Origin of the sequence: Coleofasciculus sp. G3-WIS-01, from assembly GCF_040223135.1 — a bacterium.
Lineage (GTDB): Bacteria > Cyanobacteriota > Cyanobacteriia > Cyanobacteriales > Coleofasciculaceae > Coleofasciculus.
In genome coordinates this window covers 1-25932 of record NZ_JAVJZI010000185.1, presented here as the reverse complement: position 1 = coordinate 25932, position 25932 = coordinate 1, and the positions used below count along the sequence as shown (strand labels likewise).

Here is a 25932-nt window from a genome sequence, read left to right as displayed (position 1 = left end):
AACAGTGCTTTTTGGATAGTTACCGACCGATAACATTGGCGAAGCTAACTTTACCCGAAAGGAGATTGAGGCAACCATACCTCACAGGAGGGGCAACCATACCCCTCCACCCCGAAAGGGGTATGCTTCTTAAACCGCTACCGCGCGTTCCTCCCCGGTCTAAAGACACGGGGTTTCCCACAACGGAGGAGTTCTAATGATTGTTGCATTACTCTATCTAGCTTTAGGTGGACTCTACCTCGTCGTCGTTCCTTTGGTTACGTACTTTTACCTAAAACAGCGCTGGTATGTAGCTAGCTCCTTTGAGCGTAGCTTTATGTACTTCCTCGTCTTCTTCTTCTTCCCTGGATTGTTACTGTTCAGCCCGTTCCTGAACTTCCGTCCCAAAAAGCGTCAGATCCAAGCTTAATATAAAAATGCGACGAATTGATGCGATCGGAATTTCCATCGGCGTGTTTGCGGCTGGTGGTATTATGTATCTCCTGTTGCAGGTTGCTGGTTTAGACGAGATGAAAGCCGGGATTTGGAGTCAAGCACTCTTAGTCGGCGGTTTACTCGGCTGGGTATTCACCTATCTGTTCCGAGTGGGTACTCACAAGATGACCTATAACCAGCAACTGCAAGACTATAAGGATGCTGTCTTGCAAAAGCGCCTCGAACAGATGACCCCAGAAGAACTTGCCCAGTTACAAGTGGAATTGGAACAAGACTCTGAATCAACCAATGACCAATGACCAATGACCAAAATTTCCCAGTGCTTCGAGACTCTACGCCAGCGCTCTGAATGCGCCTTTATTCCCTTTATCACAGCAGGTGACCCGGATTTAGTCACCACGGCTCAAGCTTTGCGAGTCCTTGACAAATCGGGGGCAGACATGATAGAGCTAGGTGTGCCTTATTCCGATCCCTTGGCTGATGGTCCGACGATTCAAGCGGCGGCAACACGAGCATTGAAACGGGGGGTACGATTGGATGATGTTCTGGCGATCGCGCAGGAGGTTACGCCCGATCTAAAAGCGCCAATTATTCTATTTACCTATTACAACCCCATTCTCAACCGGGGGATTGAAGTCTTTTTACAACAAATTGTCGCCGCAGGGATAGCCGGGTTAGTGGTGCCGGATTTACCCTTAGAGGAAGCCGAATCGCTGATCCTGCCTGCGACTGAAATTGGGATCGAAGTGGTTTTATTAGTCGCACCCACCAGTCCCAAAGCCAGAATTGACGCGATCGCGAAAAAATCTCAGGGCTTTATTTACCTCGTCAGCGTTACAGGCGTCACCGGGATGAGAAGCCAACTCGCATCCAGTGTCCCCGATTTACTCGAGCAAATGCGGGCGGTAACGGACAAACCTATCGGAGTCGGTTTTGGCATCTCCCAACCCGAACAAGCGCGACAGGTGAAACAGTGGGGTGCAGATGCGGTAATTGTGGGTAGTGCTTTCGTGAAGCGTTTAGCTGAAGGAACCCCGACTGAAGGATTAAAAGCGATTGAGGAGTTTTGTCAATCCCTCAAGTCAGCAATTAGAGATTAGCCTTCTTTTCAGATTTTGCACCGTTGTTAAGCCAGCTTATTTTATAGAAGATTGGCAAAGCTGAACAACACCGAATAATTCCTTCACCATCTGCCAGGATAAAATGGAGGAGTAGTGGAAAAAGTGAGACTAAGGATAATACCTTAGTGTAATTGCCTTCGCCTGATCAGATATTAAAAGCACTTGAGGTATAGAAGATGAGTTTTGTCACTCTAAGTCCTGATCAAGAAAACGAGCTTCAAGAAATCCAACTAGCTCGGCAATCTTTAGAACGTTTTCTTGCATCGCCTTCGGGAAAAGCAGGAATAGCAGAATTCTATACTGAGCTGGCGCAGTCTGAGGGTTCTAGTTTAGATGTTATCCAAAGTAAGGCGATTGCTGCTATTGATGAGCTGACAAGAGAATTTTGGATTTTAGATCGAATTTCTAAGCGTATTGATAAGGTTAAAAGATGGAGTGAAAGCAAGATAGAACAAGCAGAAAGTCGCTCAGAGCAAAATATAATTTTAGATCGAGTTACTTCAGTTTATCAGAAAATTTGCTATAAGTTGATAAAAAATATTCAGTCTATAGCAAGGATTGTTGATGCAAATTGGAATTATCTTCCCGTTGAGTTGCAAGTAATGACTGAATCTCTTGCTAGACGGTTATATTTAAACGAACAGTCCATTCTTAGGGGTAATCTACAAGATGATTATTATCGGATATTCGTTCCTAGTTTTCCCGAAACCATACAAAGTTTTATATCCTTAGTATTTTACACAGTTGAACAAAATAAAGGGAAGCGCAAGCTAGAGCTATTCAAGTTATTTGAGGGTGATGAAACGATAGATAATAAATTGCAGGGAGAAACGAAATTTAACTCTGACAGAGAGGTTGGATTAACTGAAATAAAAGAAGTTGTGCAAAAGTTGATTAAACTCCCAAATATTGAGCAAGTAAGAGCTATAGCAAACAGTTCTAATGATTTACATGAAATTATTTTTGAACTCCTTCCTACTGATATTGACTCTCCAGAAAACGGAGAACTTTTGCAAAAATCAATATCTTTAGTGATTGATGCTGAATGGAAATTATCAGACATTACCAATAATGAGAGTTGGTTATTTGGCGTTCAGATGGTTGGGGAATTTGAACATAACCTGAAAGATAACAGTGTGGTGGCATCTAGCTATGTGTAATCCTACTGTCTACCGTAAACAAGCCGAGTTTAACGAACAAACGGCGATTGCCGCTAAACAAGGCTTTCCGGATTGGGCTGTTATTATGTGTTTCTATGCTGCTTTGCATTGGGTGAATGATTATGCTGTTCAACAACAAGAAACTCAAGAATTAAAGAGTTCGGGTGACAATGGTGGTTCTCTCCATAAAATTCGTAGAGTGTATGTCAAAAAGATTTCCCGAAAAAATGAGTGGAGTGATTTGGAGGATGCTTATGTATTTCTATTTGGAGTAAGTATGACAGCTAGGTATTTAAGAGGATTAAATCGTACTGCTAGAGAACATTATTCTCACAACAAGGATATTGTCCAGAAGTGTTTTGATGAGCTAGAAGTAATTAAAAGCCGCCTTTCATAGTTTTCACTAACTTATGGTTAACCTTCCCACTCAAACTGACCCCCCCCTTTCACCTCGGCAAACTTTACCCACGATGTATGATTTACCGAGTGACAACCCGGAGGAACCTGGATTGCCAGACGAGTTTCATTTTTTACAACCTTTATTGTTATTTCTCACGTTTCAACCCGCTAACTGGAATCGGGAGTTGGTATTTTCGGCTTGTGATTTGAATCTTTACTATGATGTTAACCATCCTAAATGGTACAAACGCCCCGATTGGTTTGGCGTAGTGGGAATACCTCGGTTGTATGAAGGGCGGGATTTACGTTTAAGTTATGTGGTTTGGCAAGAAGCAATCAATCCTTATGTAGTGGTGGAATTATTGTCTCCCGGTACACAAGAGGAAGATTTGGGTCGAACGGTGCAAACACCTGGAAATCCGCCGACAAAATGGCAGGTTTATGAACAGATTTTGCGGATTCCGTACTCGATTATTTTTAGTCGCTATACCAATGAAATTCAGGCGTTTCATTTAGTCGGGGGTCATTACGAACCGATGAACATGATTGATAATCGTTTAGTGATGCCGGAGTTGGTGTTAAGTTTAGGGTTATGGCAGGGAAGTTTTCGAGGAATTAAGCGTCTGTGGTTGCGGTGGATGACGATTGAGGGAGAGTTGATTTTAACGCCGGAAGAAGAGGCTGTCGAGGCGCAGGAAAGGGCTGTCGAGGCGCAAGAACGGGCAGTTGCGGAACGGGAAAGAGCAGAACGATTAGCAGCACGATTGCGGGAGTTAGGGGTTGAACCTGATGATGTGGAGTAAGTGCGATCGCTGTTTTCAGTTCAGATCTCATCCCAAGTTGCATTCACAGATATAACTTTCCCTCCCAGACGCGCTTTTGAAGCGTCTCTACATTGCTCCCAGACGCGCTTTTGAAGCGTCTCTACATTGCTCCCAGACGCGCTTTTGAAGCGTCTCTACATTGCTTCCCCAGTTTCCCTTAGTGAACCTCAACAAAAACGCCGCTGCGAGCAAACTCCTCTTCTTCGGGAGTAAAGTAAGGGGCGTTATCTTCCAGGGTTGGGTCGAAGCTGTAAGACTCTTGCAGGAAGTTTCCTTCTAAAACGGCGTTTTCTACCTCCTTGATGTAGGTGTCAGCAAGCTTACACAACTCTTGGATACCCTGTTCGTCGCCTCTGTCCAAAAACTTTTGCAATCCCAGATGAAATCCCGACAGGCGGGCGGTGGGTTTGAGCATACTGTAGATATAGTAGATGCGATCGGTGGTGATACTGATGTGACGCAGGGCGCGGGCGCGGGTCAACTCAGCATCAAGGCTGGGCCAATAGCGGTTGGTGTAGAAGGCTTTGTCATCCCGTTGATACCACTCTTCCGAACGGGCGATGGAAGAATTGACGGTGTTGTGCAACTTCCAGAAAAACAGGCGCATCGATGGTCCATCGGTTACCGTAGCCAGCTTGTTGTCGAAGGACATACTAAACTCAGTTGCGTGTAGTTCTTGTCCCAACAATAGGTACTCCATGGGGTACATATCCACTTCCTTGTTTTGTACCACATAAGCATTTAAGTGATGGCGACAATAGGGGCAAGGGTACATCGTGGCGAACAGTTTGATAAAATCCTTGAAAACCCCGATCAGCTTTTGCTGGACTTCCGGAGATTTGGTGCAGACGATTTCGGCAGAGGTGTGGAAGAAACGCCAAACTCCAGGTCCGATGTAGTAGGGGAAACTAACCCGCATTTGGGCATCCCGAACATAGCTGCAGTTGAGCCATACATCAATGAATGCCACATACTGGGAGAGGGCACCACATTCGCGACCAAACTCCAGACGCTCCCGGCGCTTCTGCACACCGTTGAGGTAGTGGTGACTCAGCCGCCACGCTTGCAAAATTGCTAGTTTTTGCTGAGGAGTGCAGTTGAGAAATTCTTCGCAAACGTCGCCACCATAGCGATCAAACTCTCCGACGGCTTTAGTCTCTTCATACAACTGATCCAAGGCGGCTTCGTCGGGATTGGTGTTTCTTTCAATATCATCCGCCGTACAAACACTAAACGCTGTTAGAAGTTTCGGCATGAAGTCTTCGTACCAGTAAGCCACAGGCATCATCGCGCCGTCAATTTCTTCCCGATCATCGTTGAGAATCACCCGGTTCCATTGCTTCAAGTAAGCCTTGGGATCTTCTCCATGAGTTTTTGGTGATGGAGGTGTCAGTTCTGCGTTCAGTTCCAGTTGGCGCAACCGATTCAGTTCATTGATTGCTAGCACTCCTTCTACATGACGTTTTTGAGTTCCTTGGCGCAGATATGACCGGAACCGTCCTCGTCAAATACACTGAAGGCAAGCCTCAGCCGACTTTCGCGATCGCCCTGTTGGGACACCATGAGAGCTTTAAACTCTTCAAAGTCGATAGCACCGGAACTGTCTACATCCACCTCTTTGATCATGTCGTGCAGTTGTGCCTCGGTGGGATTTTGACCCAGCGATCGCATAACAGCCCCCAACTCGTCGGCAGAAATTTCGCCACTGCCATCTTCATCGAAAACTCTGAAAGCTTGCCAAAGTCTTTCCACCTCGGCTTCGTTCATTGTCTTTGGGTTTTGTCTGTTCATTTTTGTCAATTTTAAAGCAAGTTCTCAAACTTCATTCCAGTTTCCCTCTACAAAACTATAAAACGGGTCATCCGTCAAGTTGACTCAGAAAAGTCTGTGTTATCCGAATTTAGGGAAGAAAACAAATGATGCCAATCGGGAGAACTTGTTTCGGCTTCTTTCACTTCAAAGGTGACATTACAAGCTTGGGATTGTTCTAGCGCCTGAAGGCAAAGTTCAGCAATATCCTCTCGACTGACTTTGCCTCGAATATTATCGCCTTGCTCAAATACCAAACCTTTACCGCCTGGTTCTTCGGTTAAAGCACAGGGACGGATAATCGTATAAGGAATACCACTTTCCCGCACGACATCTTCTCCCCGCAGCTTCCAGGTGAGAATTCCCCCTAATTGGTCATTCATTCGCACGGCTGGAGGTTCTTCTTCTAAGTTAATTCCGGGACGCCCTGGACGGGTGACGCCGGCAGAACTAATCATAATAAATTGAGGTAAAGTCGCACCATTGTATGCTTTGATTGTTTCCACTTTTAAGGAAAATGTTCCTGGCTCAAAGTTGGGATTCAGTGCGCCGTCATACTCAAACTTACTCAGCATCAGTTGCAGGGCGTAAATATGGCTCGGATCAAAGGGTTCAGCATTCTGGAGAGTTTTGGCACGAAATACCGGAATCAGCGCCTCAAAGGGAACGCAAACATCAATCCAGGTATCTTTTTCAGTATCAAACGAATAGCAATAGGAAATCCCATCCCACCTTGATTCTGTTCGCAGAATAAACTTATAACGTTGTCCATCTCCTTTGACTCGCAGTTCCATCCCCTCATATCCGGCTAAATTTAAGGGTGGAGCAAAATTGCGGGTGCGAACGGAAACAAAACCACCCGAGTTTGCTGTAGATACAGTTCCGCTGAATAATGCAGCATTATCAATCAGCCGAATTGAGCTTGCACTCACACCGCCCATCACTACATCATCCACAGCCCCCCAGGTTTCTTTTACGTCATCTGAGGGATTTTTGAAATCAAAAATGACTTGTTTTCCGGGTTCTAAATGGTTAGCGGCGACTTGGACTAAATTCTTAATCCCTTGATACTCTACAATTTCGGGACTATCGACAACTTCTGGCATATAAAATTTGATGCCTTGATAATATTTTTCCCGGTTTGGTGTATCTCCTTCTACAGGTTGCACCCGAACACCTGTGCAGCATAAGACGGCGGAGATACCCTCCATCATGGCAGGGGTTAAGGTTTCTGGGATAGTGATATCGGCTTCAAACAGTTCCACCTCATCTGGGAGCATTTCCCGCCCTCGCTGAGTATCTCTGACTAAAGCGCGTACCGGATAATTCCGTTCCATCAGACGCCGCACGACTCGCTTCCCGACGCCACCCGTTGCACCGGCTACTAGTATCTTGCCCAATCGTTTTTCTCCACTCTGACTTGGTTTGTGATGTTTTGTGTTACCTGAAAATAAGCGTTTTAAACAGCTAATAAAAGGGATAACCTCAAAGTAAGCTAGGGTTTCGATAAATCTACCAACATCCCATTGGGAGCGATTGTTCGGAGCCATCATCCCTTCCTATACTATTATTTTTTTCAGTGTACCGAATTTGGCAACGGGGATGAATCCGCTATAGCGATCGCGGATCTTCTTGTGGTGCAACCTAGATTAGGTTTAGGGGGGAAGTAACTGTAACCAAATATTTAGACAGAATTGGACATTGCTAGATATTTTGTCCAAGCGGTGCAGTGCTATAATTGTGGACAGGAGCGAAAACCAAGCGAAAGATCTTAGGGCTTGAGACCCCGTAGCAAAGTAGAGACGCGCCATGGCGCGTCTCTACAAGAGTAGCGCACCTGTGATAAGGCGGTTGAGAAATCCAGTATACCTTAATGGCGCTGAAAATAACGGATTAAAGCAGCAAAGCTTCTCAAATTACTGCAATCTCTAGAATTTTGAATAGGGCAAGTTCTGTCCGATTTTAAGCCTGTGGACTGGAAAGAGTGCCGTCACCGCCAGAAAGAAGCAGGAAGCAATCCGGATGATGTCTAACAAGATCCAATATTGTCTAGCTTTGTCCAAGTGTTGTAGAACGGATACCAATATCATTGTCGGGGCGGGTTTAGGAATTCAATGTGGCTGATTACCGATAGCTGACTAACAAAACTCGCCCATTGAATCGGGCGCACGCCATGCGCCCCTACGATTTAATCACTGGCGGTAATAGCTCAGAAACTGTAATCGTACAACTGGGAAATTGCAACGGCGAAATTATCGCATCTTCTGCCAGAATTACTTCACTTTGATAACCTTTCACGTATTTTCCGGTAGTTTAGTATAAAATGCTCGAATCTGGACTTGTGCGCCCTAAGCTGCATCCAGAATAATGTTTAAGCTGAAGAGGTTTAGCTGTGAGTTCTAAGAATTTACCGGAAACCACCGCCTACGTTCGGATTACCCAGCACTCTTGGCAACAGGGCAAAATTGAAGGAGATGTTCAAGCGGCGGCTTATAAGTGGCAGTTTCAATGGCGTTTTCGCCAAGGTCAGTTGGTCGTCAGACCTGCTTTGGGACGCGCTTTAATCCAAGAACCACTGGGTCGATTCTTAGAGCGTTGCGATTACCAGTTGGAACCGGGAGGAGATTATGCGTTTACCATTCGGGCGGAATTATAGAAGTGTTGAGGGTTAACCCTTCACAGCTTTCGAGGAAACATGGTTTGTAGGGGCGGGTTTAGGGACTTTGGTGTCGCTATTGATGATAACGTTTGTTCAAAACCCGCCCTGACCTAATTTTTAGGTCTGAGTTTGTAAGTAGCGCTCAATCAACAAGATAGCAACAATATCATCAATTGGTCGAGGCGGCTGGCGCATTCCCTGAGGAACTAGCCGTTGGAGTCCTTTGGGGGGATACATTTGCCAGTAGCGATCGCGGGCTTCTAATGTACTATAGCGTTCATCGACTAAGACAATGGGAACCTTGGCAGAAATGACTTCACGAATTTTCCCTTGCCATTGCTTAGAGGTGGTTTGGTTCCCCATGACAAGGGTTTCAATGGGAAACTGCTGACATAACTTTTTTAGGGTTGCAATCGCCTGCTCAGATGACACAACTTGATGATAGGAAATCTCTTGGTCTTTCCCTTTTACGGCTAAACCACATTTATCCCGCCCCGGATCAAACCCTAATATCATAGTTCAAAATATGTATATTCTATTATTTTAACTGTTAGTGATTCCTACGATATTGGAGAACAAACTGGAAACTTGGTTCATAACCTGAGCTATTTCCTGCTGCATATAAGGTTCAGGGTATTGGCTCTCCCGTACTTATAGTGATAATAAAAACTTATCAGTAAACTTAAATTCTTATTATGGTCTGCTCCCAACATCGGTAGAGATTCTTCATTCCGCTTCGCTCCATTCAGAATGACATACATAATTGGGGTCTGGGATTTTCATGAATATGACGAATGACGAATGACAAATGACAAATGACCAATTACATCGAATTTCGATACTTTTCCAACAATTCGGGAATGTAATCATACCCATCTACCCCAATTAAGGGAAGAATTTTTGACCGCTGCTGCTGCAACAGATCTTGGAACACTTCTCCTCCCAATTGTCCTTGTAAAATAGTGAGTAATCCCACGGCTTTGCGCCAGTCTTCTGTGCCAATCTGCTCCAACAAATATCCGCCTAAGCTTCCTGTATAAATCGTTTTGCTCCAATTTTGTAACTGATAGTAGGCTTGCGCCAGATACGCTAAATTGAGTCCTTGTAAATACAAATCCCCAGAAAATTGCGCCGCTTGCCAACCTTGTTCTAAATAGGTAATCGCCTCTTGTGGTTGTTGCATAACCCCATAAGCAATCCCCAAACTACATAAACAAAGGGCTTGACTTTGGCGATCGCCTAATCGTTCTAACAATTGCCGACCTTGTTGCAGGTAAGTAATGGCGCTTTCGTACACATCTGGATCAAGGGCTTGCTGTTGGGCTTGAAAGACCTCACTATAACCCAAATTCGCTAAGGCATTGGCTTCGCCTAACTTATCCCCCGCCTGCCGTGCTAAAATTAATCCCCGTTGGCTATAATTAATTGCCTCGGCATAATTTTTCTGTGCCACACTTATGCGGCTTAAGTGATTATAGTTAGCAATTTCACAAGGGCGATCGTTAGCTGAACGAGCAATCTCTAAGGCTTGCTGATGGAATTGCGTTGCTCGATCATATCGACCTTGCGCCCGTTGGGAATAGCCCAATAAGGTAAGAATTCGGGCTTTTTCTTGGGTTCCCTCGACGCGCCGCAAGGGTTCATCCAGGTAATCCATCGCATTCCGCAGATAATTACCACTCAAGGAGGCAAAAACACCGCCATAAAGCGGAAAATACTCCCGTTGGGCAAAAGTGCGGAGAATTTGCAGTGTCACCTGAAAACAGCTATCGATCAAGCGTTCTCGTTGGGGAACCGTTGCTTGATTTAAGGCAAGGGCAATTTGTGACCAGATTACCGCAAATACGATAAAGGTGGAAATCGAGAGTCTAGCTCCCATTTTGGAGTTATAGACTCGTTGATCAAACCAACTAACTAACCGACGCTGTAACCATTGGAGAACAACTGTTATTTCTACCCAAGCATCCAATTCTAAGGTTGGCTGTTGACGAATCCATTCATCGAGGGGTCGATTATGGGCTAGGGCTTGGAACAAAGACTGGGGTAGAGGACGATTCACCTTTTTTGCCCAGAGTCCCCACGGTCCGCGCTGTTGAGAGAGTTCTTCAAAACCCAAGGAACCCTGACTTTGCTCATAAATCCAGCTTACTAAATCGTTTTCCAAATTTCCCCAAGCGGCTAACCCCCCGGTAATTCCTTTGGCTAGCTGTTCAAGTTCCGTGGCGCCATCGCTGTCGGAACTAGCTGTTGCTTCCTGCTGAAGCGTTTTGGCTAATTGAGCCAATTGAGATAGATTGAGGACAGGTTCCCGATTCGGATCGATCGCACGCACAAAAGCGGTCAAACGTTCGCTCTGATCAGCTTGGGTAATCCCTTGGGTGGCGGTTGCGATCGCCACAGACACCTGATTCTCCTGCTGTACCCGTTCCCATTCACTACTAATCATATTCAGCGCCCTCTGCGCCCGTATCGCTTTAGCCTGTTTGAGTTCACTCGCCGGATTATCGATTTCCTCCTGAGTGCTGCTGTGACGTTCATCCAGACAGCGTTCAAACATTTCCCCGGTTCCACTACTGACACCTGACGCCAGCTTTTGGTAAACCTGTCGCTTGGATCGGATTTTTCCTTTCAGCGTCGCGGCGACAATTTCATCAATCAGTTGAAAACAGCGATCGCGTAATGGTACAGAGTTTGTCATCGTGTTTTGTTCTTCATACCTACGTTAATATCCTAGACTTGGGCTAACCTACTTTTGTTAATATACACCCCTAACATCAAAGCGTTGTGTAGAAGCTAGAATTGAGCCACAGCCTACCTCACACGTCTTTTCACCACAGAGACAACCATGGGTACCCTGTCCCTCCCCTATCCCGACGACTTACTCATTACATCTGGTAAATCACCCCAAGCCTTAGAAGCTGAACTGATCTTCTTGCTCGCCGTTAAACTGTTCGAGTTACGTCGGCTATCTCTAGGCAAAGCTGCTGACTTTTGCAACATGAACAAACTGCAATTTATGTACGAACTTGGACGATTGCAAGTCCCGGTAATCAACCTAGACGATGACCAAATTGCCGACGAATTACGGGATGACTAACGCCGCAATCATCGCTGATAGCAGTCCGCTTATTTCTCTATTTGTTATGCTAAAGTATAATTAACGAATAGATTGAATATCTAAATTCCAAGAGAGTGAGGTTCAGTTGAAATTGTTAATCCATCAGAAAATATTAGCCAGAAAAATCTAAAACATATCAGCAAGCATTTGCCAGATTTCCAAGTTCATGAACCCTCTATAACTCTTGATGATGTTCTCCAACTTGGTCAGCAAATTGCGAGTCGTCCAGAAAACTTAATTGGTAATCCGGGAGACAGACAAATTTTTGAGCAATATGTAAATTTAGGAGGACAGCAAATTAGAGTTCGAGTTGTTCTCAATTCTTTAGGTCGGTTACGTTCTGTACATATTAGGGATAGGTAAAAACGATGAAAATTGAATGGAAGCTCGATGAAGAAGGCGGCATCGATCCCATAGATCCAGTGGGCGATATTTCGATTAGCGATGGCGAGAGAACAATTCAAGAAGAAGCGACTTATTTAGATTCTTGGTTTGATGCCTTGATCGCAGTAGGTATAGCAATAAAATCAGGAAATAATTTGGCTGTTGAGATAGCAGAAGAACCCTATAATTTGAAGCTTGAATTAGTGTCGTCAGGAGCTGAAATCTCCTATAAAAACAAAACAATTTTAGTAAATAAAGTCGATGAATTTATTGAAGTTATCAGGCAATCAGCAACAGGTTTTGTCTTGAAATTAAACAACAGGGAATAAATAGAATCTGCCAAGAACTCAAGTTCTTGGCTAAAAGCTAAAACCCGTTAAAACGGGTTCATAAGTAGCCAGCTAAAGCTTGCTTTAGCTTTGACGCGGAAATTTATTTACTGGCTGTATAAGTCAGCGACATTCCACCGAAATTACTGTGAAGTAGGCAAGAGCAACGGACGATAATATAAGTGCATTAACGGGGACCCGCTTCAATCGCAGAATTCGCAATGTTGACCATCATCGCTTCGGCTCGATTGACATCTGTACCCATCCCTTTTAAGGCAATTCGATAATGGGTATCTTGCCACACCCATTCAATCACCGATGGTGTACAAATACTCTGGCATCGACTTGGTGTAAAGTATCCCCAGATATCGTTGGTGAGGGGAATTTTTTTAATGAATCCATCTTCGGGAGAATAGCTGGGATTCACTGGCGTGGCGCTAAAGGCTCCCACGGTACAATCAGCCATTCCATTGCAGTTTTGCTTCAAGCTTAAGGCAATACTATAGGTATTGGGGGACCTAAAGCTATTTACATAAATCCGCTGTTTAAACGCCGGCATTTGGCTGGGTAATAAAATTAAGGTATCGGTTTGTTGCTGGAGTTGCGGTAAGACGGGGGTGAATATATTAGCTACGGGAGGTTGTTCTGGCGGTGTGGTAGGATTAGCGCGATCGCGATTAATTAATGTCCGCGCCATCTCACGGGGAATCCCATAGCTAGCCAGGGTGCTAGGAGTAAATGGAGTTTGGGTTGACGCGATCGCAAGCCATTGATTATTTTGATTGATCACAACCGTTTCCCCAGTACTATTGTCCCAAAACCACTGCGCGATCGCATAATTCTCAACAACTGTAATTTGAGTAACTTCTGGAGACAACCGAAACCCATTCCCCCTTTCCCATAAATCCAGGAGTACGACTTTCCGAATCACTCCCGTATCATCCGCTACAGCAGGAGTCGCTTCTGTCAATATTGTCAGCACCGGATAACTAGCCAATAGCATCAAGCTGGCGATGTACCCAAATCCAAAACTAACCTTCATAATTCCCTGTCATCAAAAGGTTTGTAGTTGCGCTGTCTTCGCCATAAACCTTCGCCGCACGTAGTACAGCCTTGTTTGTAGTATGCGCTTTAGCGCCGATCAAACTCACGCATCTACTAATATAGAACTATTCCTATCATAACTTCTATAGCATACAACCATGGAGCCAAATTTAACCCTAATTGCCAAAGGACTCTCCCCACTTCTCGAACCAGTCAGGCGTCAGGTAGGAAAACACCTCATTGGTGAAGAAATCCTAGAACGCCGGAAACTCAATGAAACTGCTTTACAGCCCGTTCTCCAAAAAGCCGCTGAGACAGTATCAGAACGAATCCAATGTTATGAACCTGCAGAGATTCACGAAATTTGCTTATTTCTGGAATCTCCAACCGCTGAAACCATAGTTCGGCAAATTTACGCCGCCAAACTTTCAGATAATCAGCAAAATAATTTTGAACTGATTCGTCAGGAATGGTTAGCCGCATTCTCCTACTATACCAACATTCCAGAAGCTGAACTGCAAAAAGCAGCTAATCCCATTTTAGATGACCTGATTGAGGGATGTGAAGAAGCGCTACAAATCGCCATTGATCAGGGTAGACTCTCCGCGCATGAGGCAAAATCAGCATTCCGTCATCAAATCGTGCGGGATGAATTGGCGACAATTCAGAAGACGCTTAACCTATTAACAGCGCCACAAAAACCCGATATTAAAGCCATTCTAAACTTTGAGGAAAACTATCGTAAGCACGTTGGTGTGGCATAATCCGATTAGTAAAGCCACCTAGCTTTTTTCAATAATTTTCTTTCTTGCTCAGTTTCGGATTATATCTGGGTTGATTTGTTTTATAGCCACCGCCATAGCGGTTAGGACACATCATTTATGTAGAGACGCGCCATGGCGCGTCTCTACAATGGTGCCTTTGTCCTAATCAATGTGTCTACTGCTATAGTTGAAATTCCAGTATTTAGTGATTCAATGAACCTGTAATATAAAATCATAAACTTTTTAATTTTAGGTTTAATCGTTTTTAGCTTGATCTTAATTTCCTCTACTAAAGGTGTTTGTTTATCATTAAAAATTTGATTTTCAAATTTCTTCAGCTCCAGTCTAATTTCCTATATTAAAACTGTTTGTTTATCAAGCTTAGCTCGTTCTTGACATCTGATTGCTACCCTTTGTATTTGGCGATAGTTTAGTTGATTAAATTTTTGAGCAACAGCAAACGAGCTGGCAAACGTTCTAGTATTATTTCTGGATCTTCAGCTTGCCCTACAGTTTTATTAAAATAGGTTATAATCAGCAAATCAATGCCTCCTAAAAGTCCTACTACTCTATCAGTCAATCCGGTAAGATTGATTTGAACAAACCGTTGGATCTGCCCAAATAGTTTAGCCACTCCATTTTCCATTGGTCTTTCCTCAACTTAATGAATGATTTTGAGGCATTAATTATACGGAATTTACCCATTAACCAAAAAAATCGAGCTTTTAGAGTAAGCTGGCTAAAAGTTCGCGTCCCGTTAAAACGGGTTCAAAGACACCTGCTGAGGAGTTCAAATTCCGGGCAATTTAGTTCGAGTCTATTAAAATGGACTAAAATTATTATTCAGTCAGCTTTAGCTGACTTGAGCTTTTAGCCTTGGGTTTGAACCCAAGGCGATCCAACTTTAGCTGACAAGCATGGAAAAAGGTATAGTTTTTAGTATCTGGCTGGGATTAATGGGTTTGGTGGCTCAACCGAGTTTGGCGTTACCTCCCCCAGATGACCTACCCGAAGAGGTGTTGAGAACGGAGATTATCACGGAAGCGCGATCGCCTATCGATGGGGAACCGCTTACCGCCGCCGAATACGCCCAACTTAAAGCTGAATTAGCCCAGCGAGAAACCCCCCCGGAACTCGATCCTGAGATCCAGCAAACTGTTTTTCTGCTGCAACTGCAAGATCTGCTGCGGACAGTCACACCGTTTTAGCCGAAGCCAAAAACGCCGGAAGCCTCACCCTGTCCTCAAGGATAGCCCTGGATCGGTTACCAAACCGAGCAAATATAACACTTGCTTATACCCCAACTTGCCCCAAATGTGTAGAAAAAATCAAAAAAGTATATAAATATTAAAGTTATTTAAGACCCACCTTTCATTCACTGAAGTAGATAGCTTGATGTTTCCCATGATTGCTCCTGAACAAATTGACCGAATTGTCTGGAATCAACATCACGACCCCTTTGAAATACTGGGTCCACACCAATTAGAACAGGATGGAAAGACCATCTGGACAGTGCGGGTGTATTTCCCCAATGCTGACGCGGTGTGGGTTGTGCTTCCAGAACAACGCCAAGACTATCCGATGCAATCAGTGCATCATCCCCACTTTTTTGAATGTCAAATCGATATCGAAGAACTGGCAAACTACCAGTTACGCCTCAAAGAAGGCGAACACGAGCGAGTTATCTACGATCCCTACGCCTTCCGTTCGCCGCGCTTAACCGAATTTGATCGGCATCTATTTGCCGAAGGGAATCATCATCGCATCTACGAGAAACTAGGAGCCCATCCCACGGAAATAGATGGAGTTCAGGGTGTCTACTTTGCCGTTTGGGCTCCTAATGCTCGCAACGCTTCGGTTTTAGGCGATTTTAACCACTGGGATGGGCGCAAGCACCAAATGCGGAAGGGTGACACGGGCATTTGGGAACTATTTATCCCAGAAGTGGGAGTGGGAGACCCTTACAAGTACGAAATCAAAAACTATGATGGGCATATTTACGAAAAATCTGACCCCTATGGTTTCCACCAAGAAATCCGCCCCAAAACCGCCTCGATTGTTGCCGATCTTGATGCCCATACCTGGAATGATCAAGACTGGATGGAGCAGCGCCGCCATACCGATACGCTGACTCAGCCAATTTCTATCTATGAAATGCATTTAGGCTCGTGGCTGCATGGTTCTTCAGCCGAACCCGCCATTGGTGCGGATGGGAAGCCTGAACCGGTGGTTCTGGTGTCTGATCTCAAACCCGGAGCGCGATTTCTCACCTATCGGGAATTGGCGGATCGCTTAATTCCTTATGTTAAAGAGCTGGGATTTACGCATATTGAGCTACTCCCCGTCGCCGAGCATCCCTTTGACGGCTCTTGGGGTTATCAGGTTACAGGATACTTTGCCTGCACCTCTCGCTATGGGACACCCGAGGATTTCATGTACTTCGTGGATCAGTGTCACCAGAATGGGATTGGGGTGATTGTGGACTGGGTACCGGGTCATTTCCCCAAAGATGGTCACGGTTTAGCCTTCTTTGATGGGACTCACCTGTATGAACATGCTGACCCCCGTAAGGGTGAACATAAAGAGTGGGGAACCTTAGTTTTCAACTATAACCGCAACGAAGTCCGTAACTTCCTGGTGTCCAACGCCTTATTCTGGTTTGACAAATACCACATTGATGGGATTCGCGTGGATGCTGTCGCCTCAATGCTTTACCTGGACTATTGCCGAAAACCAGGAGAATGGGTAACCAACCAGTATGGGGGGAGAGAACATATTGAAGCCGCCGATTTCCTGCGACAGGTGAATCATGTGATCTTTAGCTATTTTCCCGGTATCCTCTCCATTGCTGAAGAGTCAACGGATTGGCCCATGGTGTCTTGGCCCACGTATGTTGGCGGATTGGGCTTTAATTTGAAGTGGAACATGGGTTGGATGCACGACATGCTGGATTATTTCCACATGGACCCCTGGTTCCGCCAGTTCCACCAGAATAATATCACCTTCAGTATGTGGTATCACCATGCCGAAAACTACATGCTGGCGCTGTCTCACGATGAGATTGTTCATGGTAAGAGCAATATGCTGGGCAAAATGCCTGGGGATGAGTGGCAAAAATTTGCCAATATCCGTTGCTTATTTACCTATATGTTCACTCATCCCGGCAAGAAAACCCTGTTTATGAGCATGGAGTTTGGTCAGTGGAGTGAGTGGAATGTCTGGGGCGATTTAGAATGGCATTTACTGCAATACGAACCCCATCAGCAGTTGAAGCTGTTTATGGCTGATCTGAATCAAGTCTATCGACGAGAATCTGCCCTCTATACCCAAGATTATGCCGAAGCGGGGTTTGAATGGATTGATTGTAGTGACAACCGCCATAGCGTGGTGGCATTTATCCGCCGTGCTAAGGATTCTGAAGAGTTTGTTGTCACGGTTTGCAATTTCACACCCCAGCCCCATAGCCATTATCGGATCGGGGTTCCAGAAATGGGCTTTTACACAGAGCTGTTTAACAGTGATGCTCGCGAGTATGGTGGGAGTAATATGGGGAATTTAGGCGGTAAGTGGACGGATGAATGGTGGTTCCACAATCAACCCTATTCTCTGGACTTGTGCTTACCTCCCCTGGGTGTGTTGATTCTCAAGCTCAACCGGGAGAAGACAGCCGCCGCCCTGCGATCGGATTAGTCTTAAGTCTACGATTTTAGAGTCTCCCGTCATCTTTAACGTAACGGGAGACTAATTGCACCATAACTAGGTTGCCCAAGGCGATTTAACCGAGTATAGGAAATCATTGGTTACCGAAAAATTGGGTCTAAAGCCTCGTTCTTCTAGGACAACTTTGTGTTAAAATTAACGCCAGAGGAAAGGGTGTTTAACCTCTATAAAAACCCAGAGACCGAGAGGCATCGCACCTTGAAAACTAGGCTTAGAGGGTTCTGTACAGGAATGCTTGTACAGGTAAAAAGTCTAAGCACCAAGTACCAGAAAACACATTTTTTCTTGTTTTCAATAGTACGGTAGGGCATATCGGAACTAGCTTCTGCAATGAAGCAAAACGCTCCTGGAGAGATGCTCCTCTGGTATGGAATAGGACCCCTGTTTCATAGTAAGAGCGCTCGATGAAAGAAGCGCTACTCACGCCTTTAGGCGTCAGGAGTGTCAAAATGGTTGGAGTTAGTGGTCGTTGAGATGCTGATAGCTATAGAAGGCGTAGGTATCAAATAAGGCTGCCACAAAGCTACAGGTCAAGCTAATCACGACCAAACCCTCTACAGCACAGCCGCTGCCGAAAATCGCCAGAAACTGCAACAAGTCGTTTGCGCCTGTTTGACCGAGAGTTTCCAAGCCAGGAACCCAGCTCAGGGTACAGAGAAAGGCGAAAAATGCCAAGAAGAGGACAACGGGAGCAACAAAGCTGAGCAGGGTGGTTAAAGCAAGGGAACGAATCAGCGTAGGTAGAGTAGTCATAAAATAGTTAGCTCGTTATGGCAACTGAGTGAACAGAAAGTTAGTATCGCCCTTAATCGGCGCTCTCTATATCACAATAGGCGCGATCGCCACGAATAACGAAAATTGTCAGAAATCTTAAATCTTCATTAAGAATCTTGGTAAAACTCCGTAAATTTTACCAAGCAGGCGACAATAAATTAGAATATATCGCCCTTTCGGGTGAAGTCAATCGACTTCAATGTTAAGTACATCGGCGGGTATCTGGTTGATCAGATAACCACGGGATGGTTTTTGTTGATCAAGCGAGCGACAAGGGGGAGGAGAGGGGAGACGCAACCAGAGGTGATCAAACTCGTTCCAGAGACGTTGCAACTGTAGATTAATCGCACTGTCGGCTAAAATCCCCATGACTACCTGATTGATACCCAGTAAGTCGGGTAAATCACCCCGGACATAAATTTTGCCACTCATTACAGCCGCATCCAATGTCACAGAGCCAGTAATGATATCTCTGAGGGTTTCAGCATCACTGCAAAAATGAACGGGTTGGGGTTCCGCTAGGGATTCGATGTGAACCTGTAACCGCTCATCTTCTTGAGCCCACAGTCGCAACTGAGTTCCATCTAGCTCAATCACAGCCGTTTTGCCAGAAACAGTCTGAACCAACCTGCGCCAAGTCGAACCTCCTTGGCTACGTAGGATGTCTACCAAACGATATAACCACTGAGCCAACTGTTCATTATTCGTCATTTGTCATTTGTCATTTGTCATTTGTCATTTCTCTCCCCCTGCTCCCCCCGCTCCCCCAAGGGCGGGTTTAGTCAAGCTATTCGACACCAACAGAACGTTATCTGTAAAACCCGCCCCTACAGCCCTGCGCCCCCCGCTTCCAGTTACGAATAAGTTGGAATCGGCGGTAAATCCGGTGCTTCCTCAAGGTTGCTCATATTATCCGCATCAATCTCACCTGTCGTGAGGAAGCGGAAGGTTTCCTGATATAAACTCTTCCAGAAACGATTCGTCATCCCCTGACTTACTTCTGTCGGGTCTACCATAGGATGAGGTACAAGGTCACTCGCAGGATAGAGATAGTAGCAGTGTCCCTTGCCTTTCCCACCTACTTGCTCAAAGAATCTCTGGTTGGTTTTAAGATCAGCCGCGTCTTCGTTCTCCGTTAATACCAAAAATGTGGGAATTTTCTTTAACGTTTCTCGATTTTTATCACTACGAACAAAGGCACCAAAACGGTTAGCAGCCGTTAAACATCCTACAGGAAAACTAATATTGTGTTCCCAAGAAAATTCTCTCAAGTCCAAAGGACCTGTGAGGTTAATGTAACGCTCATTAATTTCATTAGACACTTCCAAAAGTGGAGCATAAGCCACCACCTTTTTAATCCGGTCAGGTCGAGACGCCGCCAGCCCTAGGGCAACTGCACCACCAACAGAGAGTCCCACCGTATAAATCGGTCCTGGCATTGCATCCAGTTCTGCTAGACGTTCCTGTGCATCTGTCAAATACTGCAGATGGGACGACGTGAAATAGCGATCAAAATCGGGGTCATTGGGTCGCTCAATTGCCAATGCCATATCCAATAGCTGAGGTGCCATTTTTATGATCCGACCAATCAGCGCCATCTTCTGAAACGTTGTCAATCGCTGAAATTGCCCTTGGGATTTATAATCACGATTAGACAAGAAAAGGTCTAAAACGGCATCTTTTCGGGCTTCTTGACGCAGGGGGTCACGAAATTCGGGCTTGAGGTCAACTTGGGGCCAATAACTATCAGGTGGTACAAACCCATGACCAGCCAACGGAATTTGATAGATATTGAACCCGTTGCGAAAGAGGTAATCACCCACAAGAAACATTTGCATCGGTTTAGCTGAGAAGCCATGAAAGATCATGACTGTTCCGCGAATTGATTCTCCCGGTTCATGCATCTGATAAAAGGGAGCGACTCCTTCGCGTTTGTCTGGGTGGGATATCCAGGAAATGTAGTAGTTTTCAATCGCTTTTTTTGTTTGAGCGATTTGATCAGCCGTTGGATTAATCATGGTGTTTGAGTTTGTTGTCATAGCTTAGAGATTTTGACCTTTCACGACCGTCGAGGGCATGGTGAGTGATTGTGTAGGGGCGGGTTTCACTATTATCGTTTTGTACCTCACAAAAGATGTGACTCGCGCCCGCCCAGTCTGAGTTTTGAATTCACCAGAGAATTGTTTGATCGGGTATGGCGATTCTCAATTTTTGGGGAATACATGGATTCATGTCACCCAGAGGGAAGCTACTGGAGCGTCTATATCCCTTCCTCTTTATCTAATAGAGATTTAAATTTTGCCAGATTTGAAGGTCGGTAATCCAAGACTTTTTGCCAACGTTGTTTAACACTCTCATGCAGATCATTAAACTCATCACTAACTTCGCGAATCTTGCGTCCAGTTTTGAACGTTAACCGACCAATAAGAGTCTGCGGTTCAGCGCTAAAGTTAATAGTTGGGTCAGGATGAATGCCATATTCGATAACCGTTGGATCAAGTTCCAGCCCAAGACGCTGTTGCTGGCGCAATTGCTCAATGGAGTCAATCATCCACTGCAATGCTCCATCGGAGAAACCACTCTGTTCCATAGTCCCACCGCCAACCGCTCCATGACCACCCGGAAACCACACTTGACGCAGGAATTGATCAACAGGCTTACCCTTATATTCGTTCCTGTGGCTTATCTCCATGGGTGTAACGTCGAAAACCTGACGCTGCTCATCAATGGCAACAGCGTGTAGCGCATTCTTAATAATAGGACTCAACGAAGTATCGTGGAATGCGTATTTTTGGTTAATCTGTTGGTCTAAGGATAAAAAAGTCAATAAATTAGGGATTCCTAGGGAACCGACTGTGTCCCAGCAGCCAAGAAGCGTAATCGGAACTTGCTCTGCTTTATTTTCCTGGCGGAACTGTTCCATTTTATAGGCATCGGGTTTATCTTCACTTTTACGGGAGCGATATCTCTGGTAAGCTTCAGGAGCTTTGCGGATCTTGTCACGCGGTAATAGTCCTGAGTTAAAGATCATTCCAGCTAAGCTACGAACCGTATAAGCGCCGCGACTGAAACCGAACAAATATATTTCGTCTCCGGGTTCGTAGTTTAAGCAAAGAAAGCGATAGCAGTCTTCTATATTTTGATCAATTCCTTTGCCAAAAGCTCCACCAAAAATCTTGGCAATTGGGTTCTCTGTACCAATTCCCTCATCGTAAAAGACAAGCTGGGGAATATTTAAAGAGCAAGTGGCTTTAACCCCCTGGGCAATCTTAACCACATTAGTGGGACAAGGACTTATTAACTGTTGCCAGGTTCCGTCACAACAAATAACCAGACGCTTCATTGATTGTTTCTACTCCTAAAAAAATGAATTGACATAAACGGTAGATTCTCTCTTGGCTATATTTACTGATTTAAGGATCTAAAATGAACAAAGTTAGTGCGACTGAAGCAATCAGTAAGCCGAATAAGACTAAATTTCCCAGTAATGATGGGGGTTGGCGAATGTGTTTTTGTTTGACAGCTAAAGACACTCCCCCTTGATTATCTGCAAGTAGATCATCACTGATATAAAAGCTGATATCACTGCCAAATTTTAGTGTAAATGAAGTGCTTTTGGCTTTAGATAGGGCAAGTTCTGATGTTGCATATACACCTGTCGTGGGTACGCTAATTATAAATTCACTGGATTTTATGTAGTATTCATTAAGCCATCCGGTTGTACAATTTTCGCCATTTTCATCACATTCATAGACAAAATTCCAACGACTCCAGGCGTCATACATCCCCCCTTGAGATTGACCAATAAACTGAACATCATAGGTACCAGGTTTTAAATAGTTAATGACGGGGTTGTCATTATTGTTAACTCGCGCATCAATATTAATAATTGTTACATCACGAGAACGAGTCAAAAGTGATTGCCCGGATTGAGATTGACTGGTCATAGTTCACCCTCTATAAATTCTGCAAATAATGGCTCAAAAAGACAGTTCAGCTTAATGAATCGCTAACACTCAAGTTTCTATAATGTCTGATGAGTTCCCCCTAAGCCAACATTCGTTTGTGTTTCTTAATGAAACCCGTTCAGGACTTACGCAGCTACACCATTTATAGTGGCAATGGTGCGTTACGCTAGGCTAACACACCCTACATATACAGCCTTTGCGATTAAGGTCTAAATGCTGAACGGCTGATTTTTCCCTAGTGAAAGAAGGCAGAAATAACTAAACAACTAACATCTCCCCCAGCTGCCTCATCTCCCCTGAGTCAGGGGAGATGAGGGATATATTTATCATGTTCCGTGGGCAAATGCGATGTAAGCACTACCCGCATAAGGGCGCCCTTGAGCATCTGCATTATGCGCCCCAGTAATCACGACTCCTTCACTCAGGGCAACGGCATAACCAAAACAGTCTTTTGGTTGCACCTCAGGGGAGTATAACTTCTGTTTTTGTTGCCATACTCCATTTTCTAACTGGAAAATATAGACGCTTCCTGCATCGGAAGTCCCGACGACAGCAACTTGTCCCTGAATGGCGACGGAACATCCAAAGCCATCGCGACGCTGTAAGTCAGCAGGTTGCAGCTTCTGTTTTTGTTGCCACACCCCGTTTTCGCGTTGGAAAATGTAGGCAGCGCCAGTATCGGGATAGCTTTGGGCATCGACACCATAAGCACCCACAATAGCGACTTCGCCACTAATCGCGATCGCGTTGCCGAAGTTATCGCCATACTGTAAGTCACTCGGTTGCAGCTTCTGTTTTTGTTGCCATACCCCCTTTTCTAACTGAAAAATATAGGCACTCCCCGCATATTGATGGCTATCCGCCTGAGCAAGACGCGCCCCAATGATCGCGGTTTCCCCACTGATCACAACAGCACCACCAAAACCATCACCGCCCTTTAACTCATCAGGTTGCAGCTTCTGTTTTTGTTGCCATACCCCGTTTTCTAACTGAAAAATATAGGTACTCCCTGCATCGGGGCGACTTTCTGCGTCTACCGTATAGGCACCAATGATCGCCATGTTGTCACTAATCGCCACCGCACTCCCGAAGCAGTCATTTCCCTGTAAATCAGCGGGTTGAAGTTTCTGTGTTTCCCTCCACACCCCGTTTTCCTGTTGGAAAATATAAGCGCACCCGGCATTGGGGCGATCGGGCGCATCGGCAAAATAGGCACCCACTATCGCGACATTTTTATGAATGGCAACAGCATTACCGAAGACATCTTGACGCCCCAACCCAGGCGGTTGCAGTTTCTGTATTTCTGTCCACAGGCCGTTTGTGTGTTGGAAAATATAGGCACTGCCCACAGCCGGACAACCATTCACTTGAGCCAAACGCGCTCCTATAATCGCTGTCTCGCCACTCATGGCAATAGCACTGCCAAAGATCCCTTTTTCGGGTAAATCTGGGGGTTGTAGCTTTTGTTTGGGCTGCCAGGTTGGGCAGGGTATGACTAAAGGCATCCAGGCTTTGACGGAGGTGAACCCAGAATTATTCAGATTTTCTATCACTGCATCCGGAGAAGCGCCTTTATAGCCGACAATTGACCAAGCCCCGCGAAATTGCAATCCATCAATCAGACGGCTACCGATCGCGCGACAGGCATCTTTGGCAGCTTCGGAGAGATTGACAAAAGCATCATCTTTAAGTGCGATCGCGACAATCTTCCCATCGGGTATCGCTTCAATCTGTTGGGCAAAGGCGTCAGCAACAGACGCATCCGCAAAGAAGTCAAACGAACCACTCGACAGGGGCTTGCCAGTAGCGGGTTCAAACACCACCACATTTAACCCCCGCTGATATCCTCCCGGAATCGGGATAACGTTTCCATTGCGGCTAATATGCGTTAAAACGCCGTACTCTCCAGCCGCCGATGTCGCCGAAATCGTCGCCGTGTTCGCGAAAATTGAGGGGAGTGTAAAGGAACGAGAACAGGTGACGCCATGCTCATCCGATAACGCTTCAGTCGCCGTTCCCGGTGTCGCTCCCTTTTGACCAATCATCGCCCAAGAACTGCGAAATTGCAGATAGTAAACCCAATACGCCCCCAACGCCGCACAGGCATTTTTCGCCCGCTCATCCAGATATAAACTCGCCTCATCCTTCAGCGCGATCGCGACAATTCGACCAACAGGCAGATTCTCCATCCATTCAGCAAAGGCGATCGCACAACTAGGATCACCAAAGGTATCAAAGGTTGCACCACCCAGCTTTTGACCGGTCACTTCATGGATAACCGCCACATTCAGTCCGCGATTGTAGGGTTCAAACCCGAATTCTTCGTCATTTACGGTAATCCGAGCCGAATTTTCCTGGTTACCTGCGGCAGACTGAACAGTGATATGAAGATGGGCTTCGTTATGGTTCATGCGTTACTTCTTCCTTCACCCGCATCTAAAAAGTTGGTCATTCGTCTTATGTCTTATGTCATTCGTCATTATGTCAAGTCGGGGCGGTTTTATTTACATCTGGGTGTAACCGAAAAGATAGTAGTGAAACCCGCCCCTACACAATTTGCCCCAGCTTCCCCATCTCCCCCTGCTCCCAGACGCGCTTTTGAAGCGTCTCTACAACTACGCCTGAGGCTTAAGCGCCTCCAGCACAGTGGGGGGAACTTCTAAATAGGTGTACGAATTATTACGATCCCTTGACACCAAGAACAGCGTATCGCTGTCAGTGGGAATATTGGTCGTCACTCGTACTGTTTCCGAGTCAGCTAGAGGTAGCCAGTCCCCACTTGCGGTGACATATCCCAACTCAGCCAGGTAATCCTGGTCCGCTGACGGAAACGTGAGCAGCACATAATTCTCTGAACCGCTTCTAAAAACCTAGACAAACCTACCCATAAGTAATTCTGCCTTGGTATAAGTCCACGGTGTAACTTTTGGTCGATGACCGTTAACGCTCACCGCTTGGCTGATACCCGGCGTTGTTGCTCGATATCAGCCTTAACCAACGGCTCCCAGTTAGAGATACTATAGTAATCGTGCCTACGATTGACTACAGGGCATCGACCAATAAAATTATTAAATTGATATAGAGCACTCCATACGTGCTTTCTCGGATTCACTCCAAGATAGGCGGACACAGAGCGCGGCAATTTCTCACTATACTTCATTCCTCTTCTGGCAATTGCTAGGGCAGCCGCCACATCAGACGATAGTCCATACATTCGACTATATTTAACCAATCCAATCAAACTCGTGTAAGCTGGATTGCACAAATAAAGAGCTATTCCTCGGTTGGATAAAATCGATGACAAAATTTGATAAAAACGACTGTATGCCCAGGCAGAAAGCATTCGAGCATATTTTTTTCCACGCTCTCTTAATTGAGCTTTCTTGGTCGAAAAATCTAAGCTTTCGCACAGAATCGGGCTATT

28 protein-coding genes and 1 pseudogene are annotated in these 25932 nt (G+C 45.4%); 13 read left to right on the top strand and 16 right to left on the bottom strand.

The features are described from left to right. Positions 1–196 precede the first annotated feature (196 nt). The 6 genes from ndhL to RIM23_RS19275 all read left to right on the top strand — a co-directional run bounded on the left by ndhL (position 197) and on the right by RIM23_RS19275 (position 3918). Positions 197–409: an NAD(P)H-quinone oxidoreductase subunit L gene (gene ndhL / locus RIM23_RS19300; protein ID WP_446339716.1), complete on the top strand. Its 213-nt coding sequence runs from the start codon at positions 197–199 to the stop codon at positions 407–409. Positions 410–416: 7 nt separating this feature from the next. Continuing rightward, positions 417–734 (top strand): DUF3007 family protein, encoded by a 318-nt coding sequence (locus tag RIM23_RS19295; protein ID WP_446368749.1) that lies wholly within the window; start codon positions 417–419, stop codon positions 732–734. Between the two features lie 3 nt (positions 735–737). After that, positions 738–1535: a tryptophan synthase subunit alpha gene (gene trpA, locus RIM23_RS19290; RefSeq protein WP_446368748.1), complete on the top strand. Its 798-nt coding sequence runs from the start codon at positions 738–740 to the stop codon at positions 1533–1535. 197 nt (positions 1536–1732) lie between these two features. Then, the gene (locus tag RIM23_RS19285; RefSeq protein ID WP_446368747.1) at positions 1733–2716 is read left to right on the top strand and encodes a hypothetical protein; all 984 of its coding nucleotides are present in this window, start codon (positions 1733–1735) and stop codon (positions 2714–2716) included. Next, on the top strand, positions 2709–3113 hold the full coding sequence (locus RIM23_RS19280; protein WP_446368746.1) for a hypothetical protein: 405 nt from the start codon (positions 2709–2711) through the stop codon (positions 3111–3113). Before RIM23_RS19285 ends, RIM23_RS19280 begins: the two co-directional genes overlap by 8 nt. A 13-nt stretch (positions 3114–3126) precedes the next feature. Continuing rightward, on the top strand, positions 3127–3918 hold the full coding sequence (locus RIM23_RS19275) for a Uma2 family endonuclease (protein ID WP_446368745.1): 792 nt from the start codon (positions 3127–3129) through the stop codon (positions 3916–3918). A gap of 178 nt (positions 3919–4096) precedes the next feature. Here the strand turns inward: RIM23_RS19275 and RIM23_RS19270 are convergent, their stop codons facing one another. The 4 genes from RIM23_RS19270 to RIM23_RS19255 form a co-directional block, all read right to left on the bottom strand. Next, on the bottom strand, positions 4097–5386 hold the full coding sequence (locus RIM23_RS19270; RefSeq protein WP_446368744.1) for an ERV1/ALR-related protein: 1290 nt from the start codon (positions 5384–5386) through the stop codon (positions 4097–4099). A gap of 5 nt (positions 5387–5391) precedes the next feature. Beyond that, positions 5392–5730: an EF-hand domain-containing protein gene (locus tag RIM23_RS19265; RefSeq protein WP_446368743.1), complete on the bottom strand. Its 339-nt coding sequence runs from the start codon at positions 5728–5730 to the stop codon at positions 5392–5394. 74 nt (positions 5731–5804) lie between these two features. Further along, the gene (locus RIM23_RS19260) at positions 5805–7298 is read right to left on the bottom strand and encodes a CIA30 family protein (protein WP_446368750.1); all 1494 of its coding nucleotides are present in this window, start codon (positions 7296–7298) and stop codon (positions 5805–5807) included. 105 nt (positions 7299–7403) lie between these two features. Further along, the gene (locus RIM23_RS19255; protein ID WP_446368742.1) at positions 7404–7559 is read right to left on the bottom strand and encodes a hypothetical protein; all 156 of its coding nucleotides are present in this window, start codon (positions 7557–7559) and stop codon (positions 7404–7406) included. On the opposite strand from RIM23_RS19255, the gene RIM23_RS19250 reads away from it, so the two are divergent. Both RIM23_RS19250 and RIM23_RS19245 read left to right on the top strand, forming a co-directional pair. Next, positions 7558–7680 (top strand): hypothetical protein, encoded by a 123-nt coding sequence (locus RIM23_RS19250; RefSeq protein WP_446368741.1) that lies wholly within the window; start codon positions 7558–7560, stop codon positions 7678–7680. The two genes, RIM23_RS19255 and RIM23_RS19250, sit on opposite strands and share 2 nt — an antisense overlap. A gap of 460 nt (positions 7681–8140) precedes the next feature. Further along, on the top strand, positions 8141–8404 hold the full coding sequence (locus RIM23_RS19245; RefSeq protein ID WP_446360803.1) for a DUF3146 family protein: 264 nt from the start codon (positions 8141–8143) through the stop codon (positions 8402–8404). 120 nt (positions 8405–8524) lie between these two features. Here the strand turns inward: RIM23_RS19245 and RIM23_RS19240 are convergent, their stop codons facing one another. After that, positions 8525–8923, bottom strand: coding sequence for a pre-16S rRNA-processing nuclease YqgF (locus RIM23_RS19240; protein WP_446368740.1), 399 nt, complete (start codon positions 8921–8923; stop codon positions 8525–8527). 307 nt (positions 8924–9230) lie between these two features. Continuing rightward, a complete protein-coding gene (locus tag RIM23_RS19235) occupies positions 9231–11105 on the bottom strand; it encodes a tetratricopeptide repeat protein (RefSeq protein WP_446368739.1) in 1875 nt (624 codons plus the stop codon). A 147-nt stretch (positions 11106–11252) separates the two neighbouring features. Between RIM23_RS19235 and RIM23_RS19230 the strand changes: the two genes are divergently transcribed. Both RIM23_RS19230 and RIM23_RS19225 read left to right on the top strand, forming a co-directional pair. Beyond that, a complete protein-coding gene (locus RIM23_RS19230; RefSeq protein ID WP_446368738.1) occupies positions 11253–11504 on the top strand; it encodes a UPF0175 family protein in 252 nt (83 codons plus the stop codon). A 389-nt stretch (positions 11505–11893) separates the two neighbouring features. Further along, positions 11894–12238: a hypothetical protein gene (locus tag RIM23_RS19225; RefSeq protein ID WP_446368737.1), complete on the top strand. Its 345-nt coding sequence runs from the start codon at positions 11894–11896 to the stop codon at positions 12236–12238. A gap of 187 nt (positions 12239–12425) precedes the next feature. On the opposite strand, the gene RIM23_RS19220 is transcribed toward RIM23_RS19225, so the two are convergent. Continuing rightward, positions 12426–13280, bottom strand: coding sequence for a hypothetical protein (locus RIM23_RS19220; RefSeq protein ID WP_446368736.1), 855 nt, complete (start codon positions 13278–13280; stop codon positions 12426–12428). 160 nt (positions 13281–13440) lie between these two features. Between RIM23_RS19220 and RIM23_RS19215 the strand changes: the two genes are divergently transcribed. Beyond that, entirely contained in the window at positions 13441–14046 is a 606-nt protein-coding gene (locus RIM23_RS19215) for a hypothetical protein (RefSeq protein WP_446368735.1), read from the top strand. A gap of 430 nt (positions 14047–14476) precedes the next feature. Here the strand turns inward: RIM23_RS19215 and RIM23_RS19210 are convergent, their stop codons facing one another. Continuing rightward, a complete protein-coding gene (locus tag RIM23_RS19210; protein WP_446368734.1) occupies positions 14477–14692 on the bottom strand; it encodes a hypothetical protein in 216 nt (71 codons plus the stop codon). Positions 14693–14963: 271 nt separating this feature from the next. Between RIM23_RS19210 and RIM23_RS19205 the strand changes: the two genes are divergently transcribed. Next, the gene (locus tag RIM23_RS19205; protein ID WP_446368733.1) at positions 14964–15254 is read left to right on the top strand and encodes a hypothetical protein; all 291 of its coding nucleotides are present in this window, start codon (positions 14964–14966) and stop codon (positions 15252–15254) included. A 196-nt stretch (positions 15255–15450) separates the two neighbouring features. After that, positions 15451–17736: a 1,4-alpha-glucan branching enzyme gene (glgB, locus tag RIM23_RS19200; RefSeq protein WP_446368732.1), complete on the top strand. Its 2286-nt coding sequence runs from the start codon at positions 15451–15453 to the stop codon at positions 17734–17736. 489 nt (positions 17737–18225) lie between these two features. On the opposite strand, the gene RIM23_RS19195 is transcribed toward glgB, so the two are convergent. The 8 genes and pseudogenes from RIM23_RS19195 to RIM23_RS19160 all read right to left on the bottom strand — a co-directional run. Continuing rightward, positions 18226–18519 (bottom strand): hypothetical protein, encoded by a 294-nt coding sequence (locus RIM23_RS19195; RefSeq protein ID WP_446368731.1) that lies wholly within the window; start codon positions 18517–18519, stop codon positions 18226–18228. Between the two features lie 207 nt (positions 18520–18726). Then, a complete protein-coding gene (locus RIM23_RS19190) occupies positions 18727–19251 on the bottom strand; it encodes an SCP2 sterol-binding domain-containing protein (RefSeq protein ID WP_446368730.1) in 525 nt (174 codons plus the stop codon). Positions 19252–19394: 143 nt separating this feature from the next. Further along, positions 19395–20558: an alpha/beta hydrolase gene (locus tag RIM23_RS19185; RefSeq protein WP_446368729.1), complete on the bottom strand. Its 1164-nt coding sequence runs from the start codon at positions 20556–20558 to the stop codon at positions 19395–19397. 242 nt (positions 20559–20800) lie between these two features. Beyond that, the gene (locus RIM23_RS19180) at positions 20801–21883 is read right to left on the bottom strand and encodes a DUF2235 domain-containing protein (RefSeq protein ID WP_446368728.1); all 1083 of its coding nucleotides are present in this window, start codon (positions 21881–21883) and stop codon (positions 20801–20803) included. A 70-nt stretch (positions 21884–21953) separates the two neighbouring features. Continuing rightward, positions 21954–22487 carry a hypothetical protein gene (locus RIM23_RS19175; RefSeq protein ID WP_446368727.1) on the bottom strand — a complete coding sequence of 178 codons (534 nt, stop codon included), beginning with the start codon at positions 22485–22487 and terminating at the stop codon, positions 21954–21956. A gap of 347 nt (positions 22488–22834) precedes the next feature. Further along, positions 22835–24919 (bottom strand): interleukin-like EMT inducer domain-containing protein, encoded by a 2085-nt coding sequence (locus RIM23_RS19170; RefSeq protein WP_446368726.1) that lies wholly within the window; start codon positions 24917–24919, stop codon positions 22835–22837. Between the two features lie 204 nt (positions 24920–25123). After that, positions 25124–25351, bottom strand: coding sequence for a DUF4912 domain-containing protein (locus RIM23_RS19165; RefSeq protein WP_446368725.1), 228 nt, complete (start codon positions 25349–25351; stop codon positions 25124–25126). 104 nt (positions 25352–25455) lie between these two features. Next, positions 25456–25932, bottom strand: a pseudogene (locus RIM23_RS19160) (hypothetical protein); the annotation flags it as partial.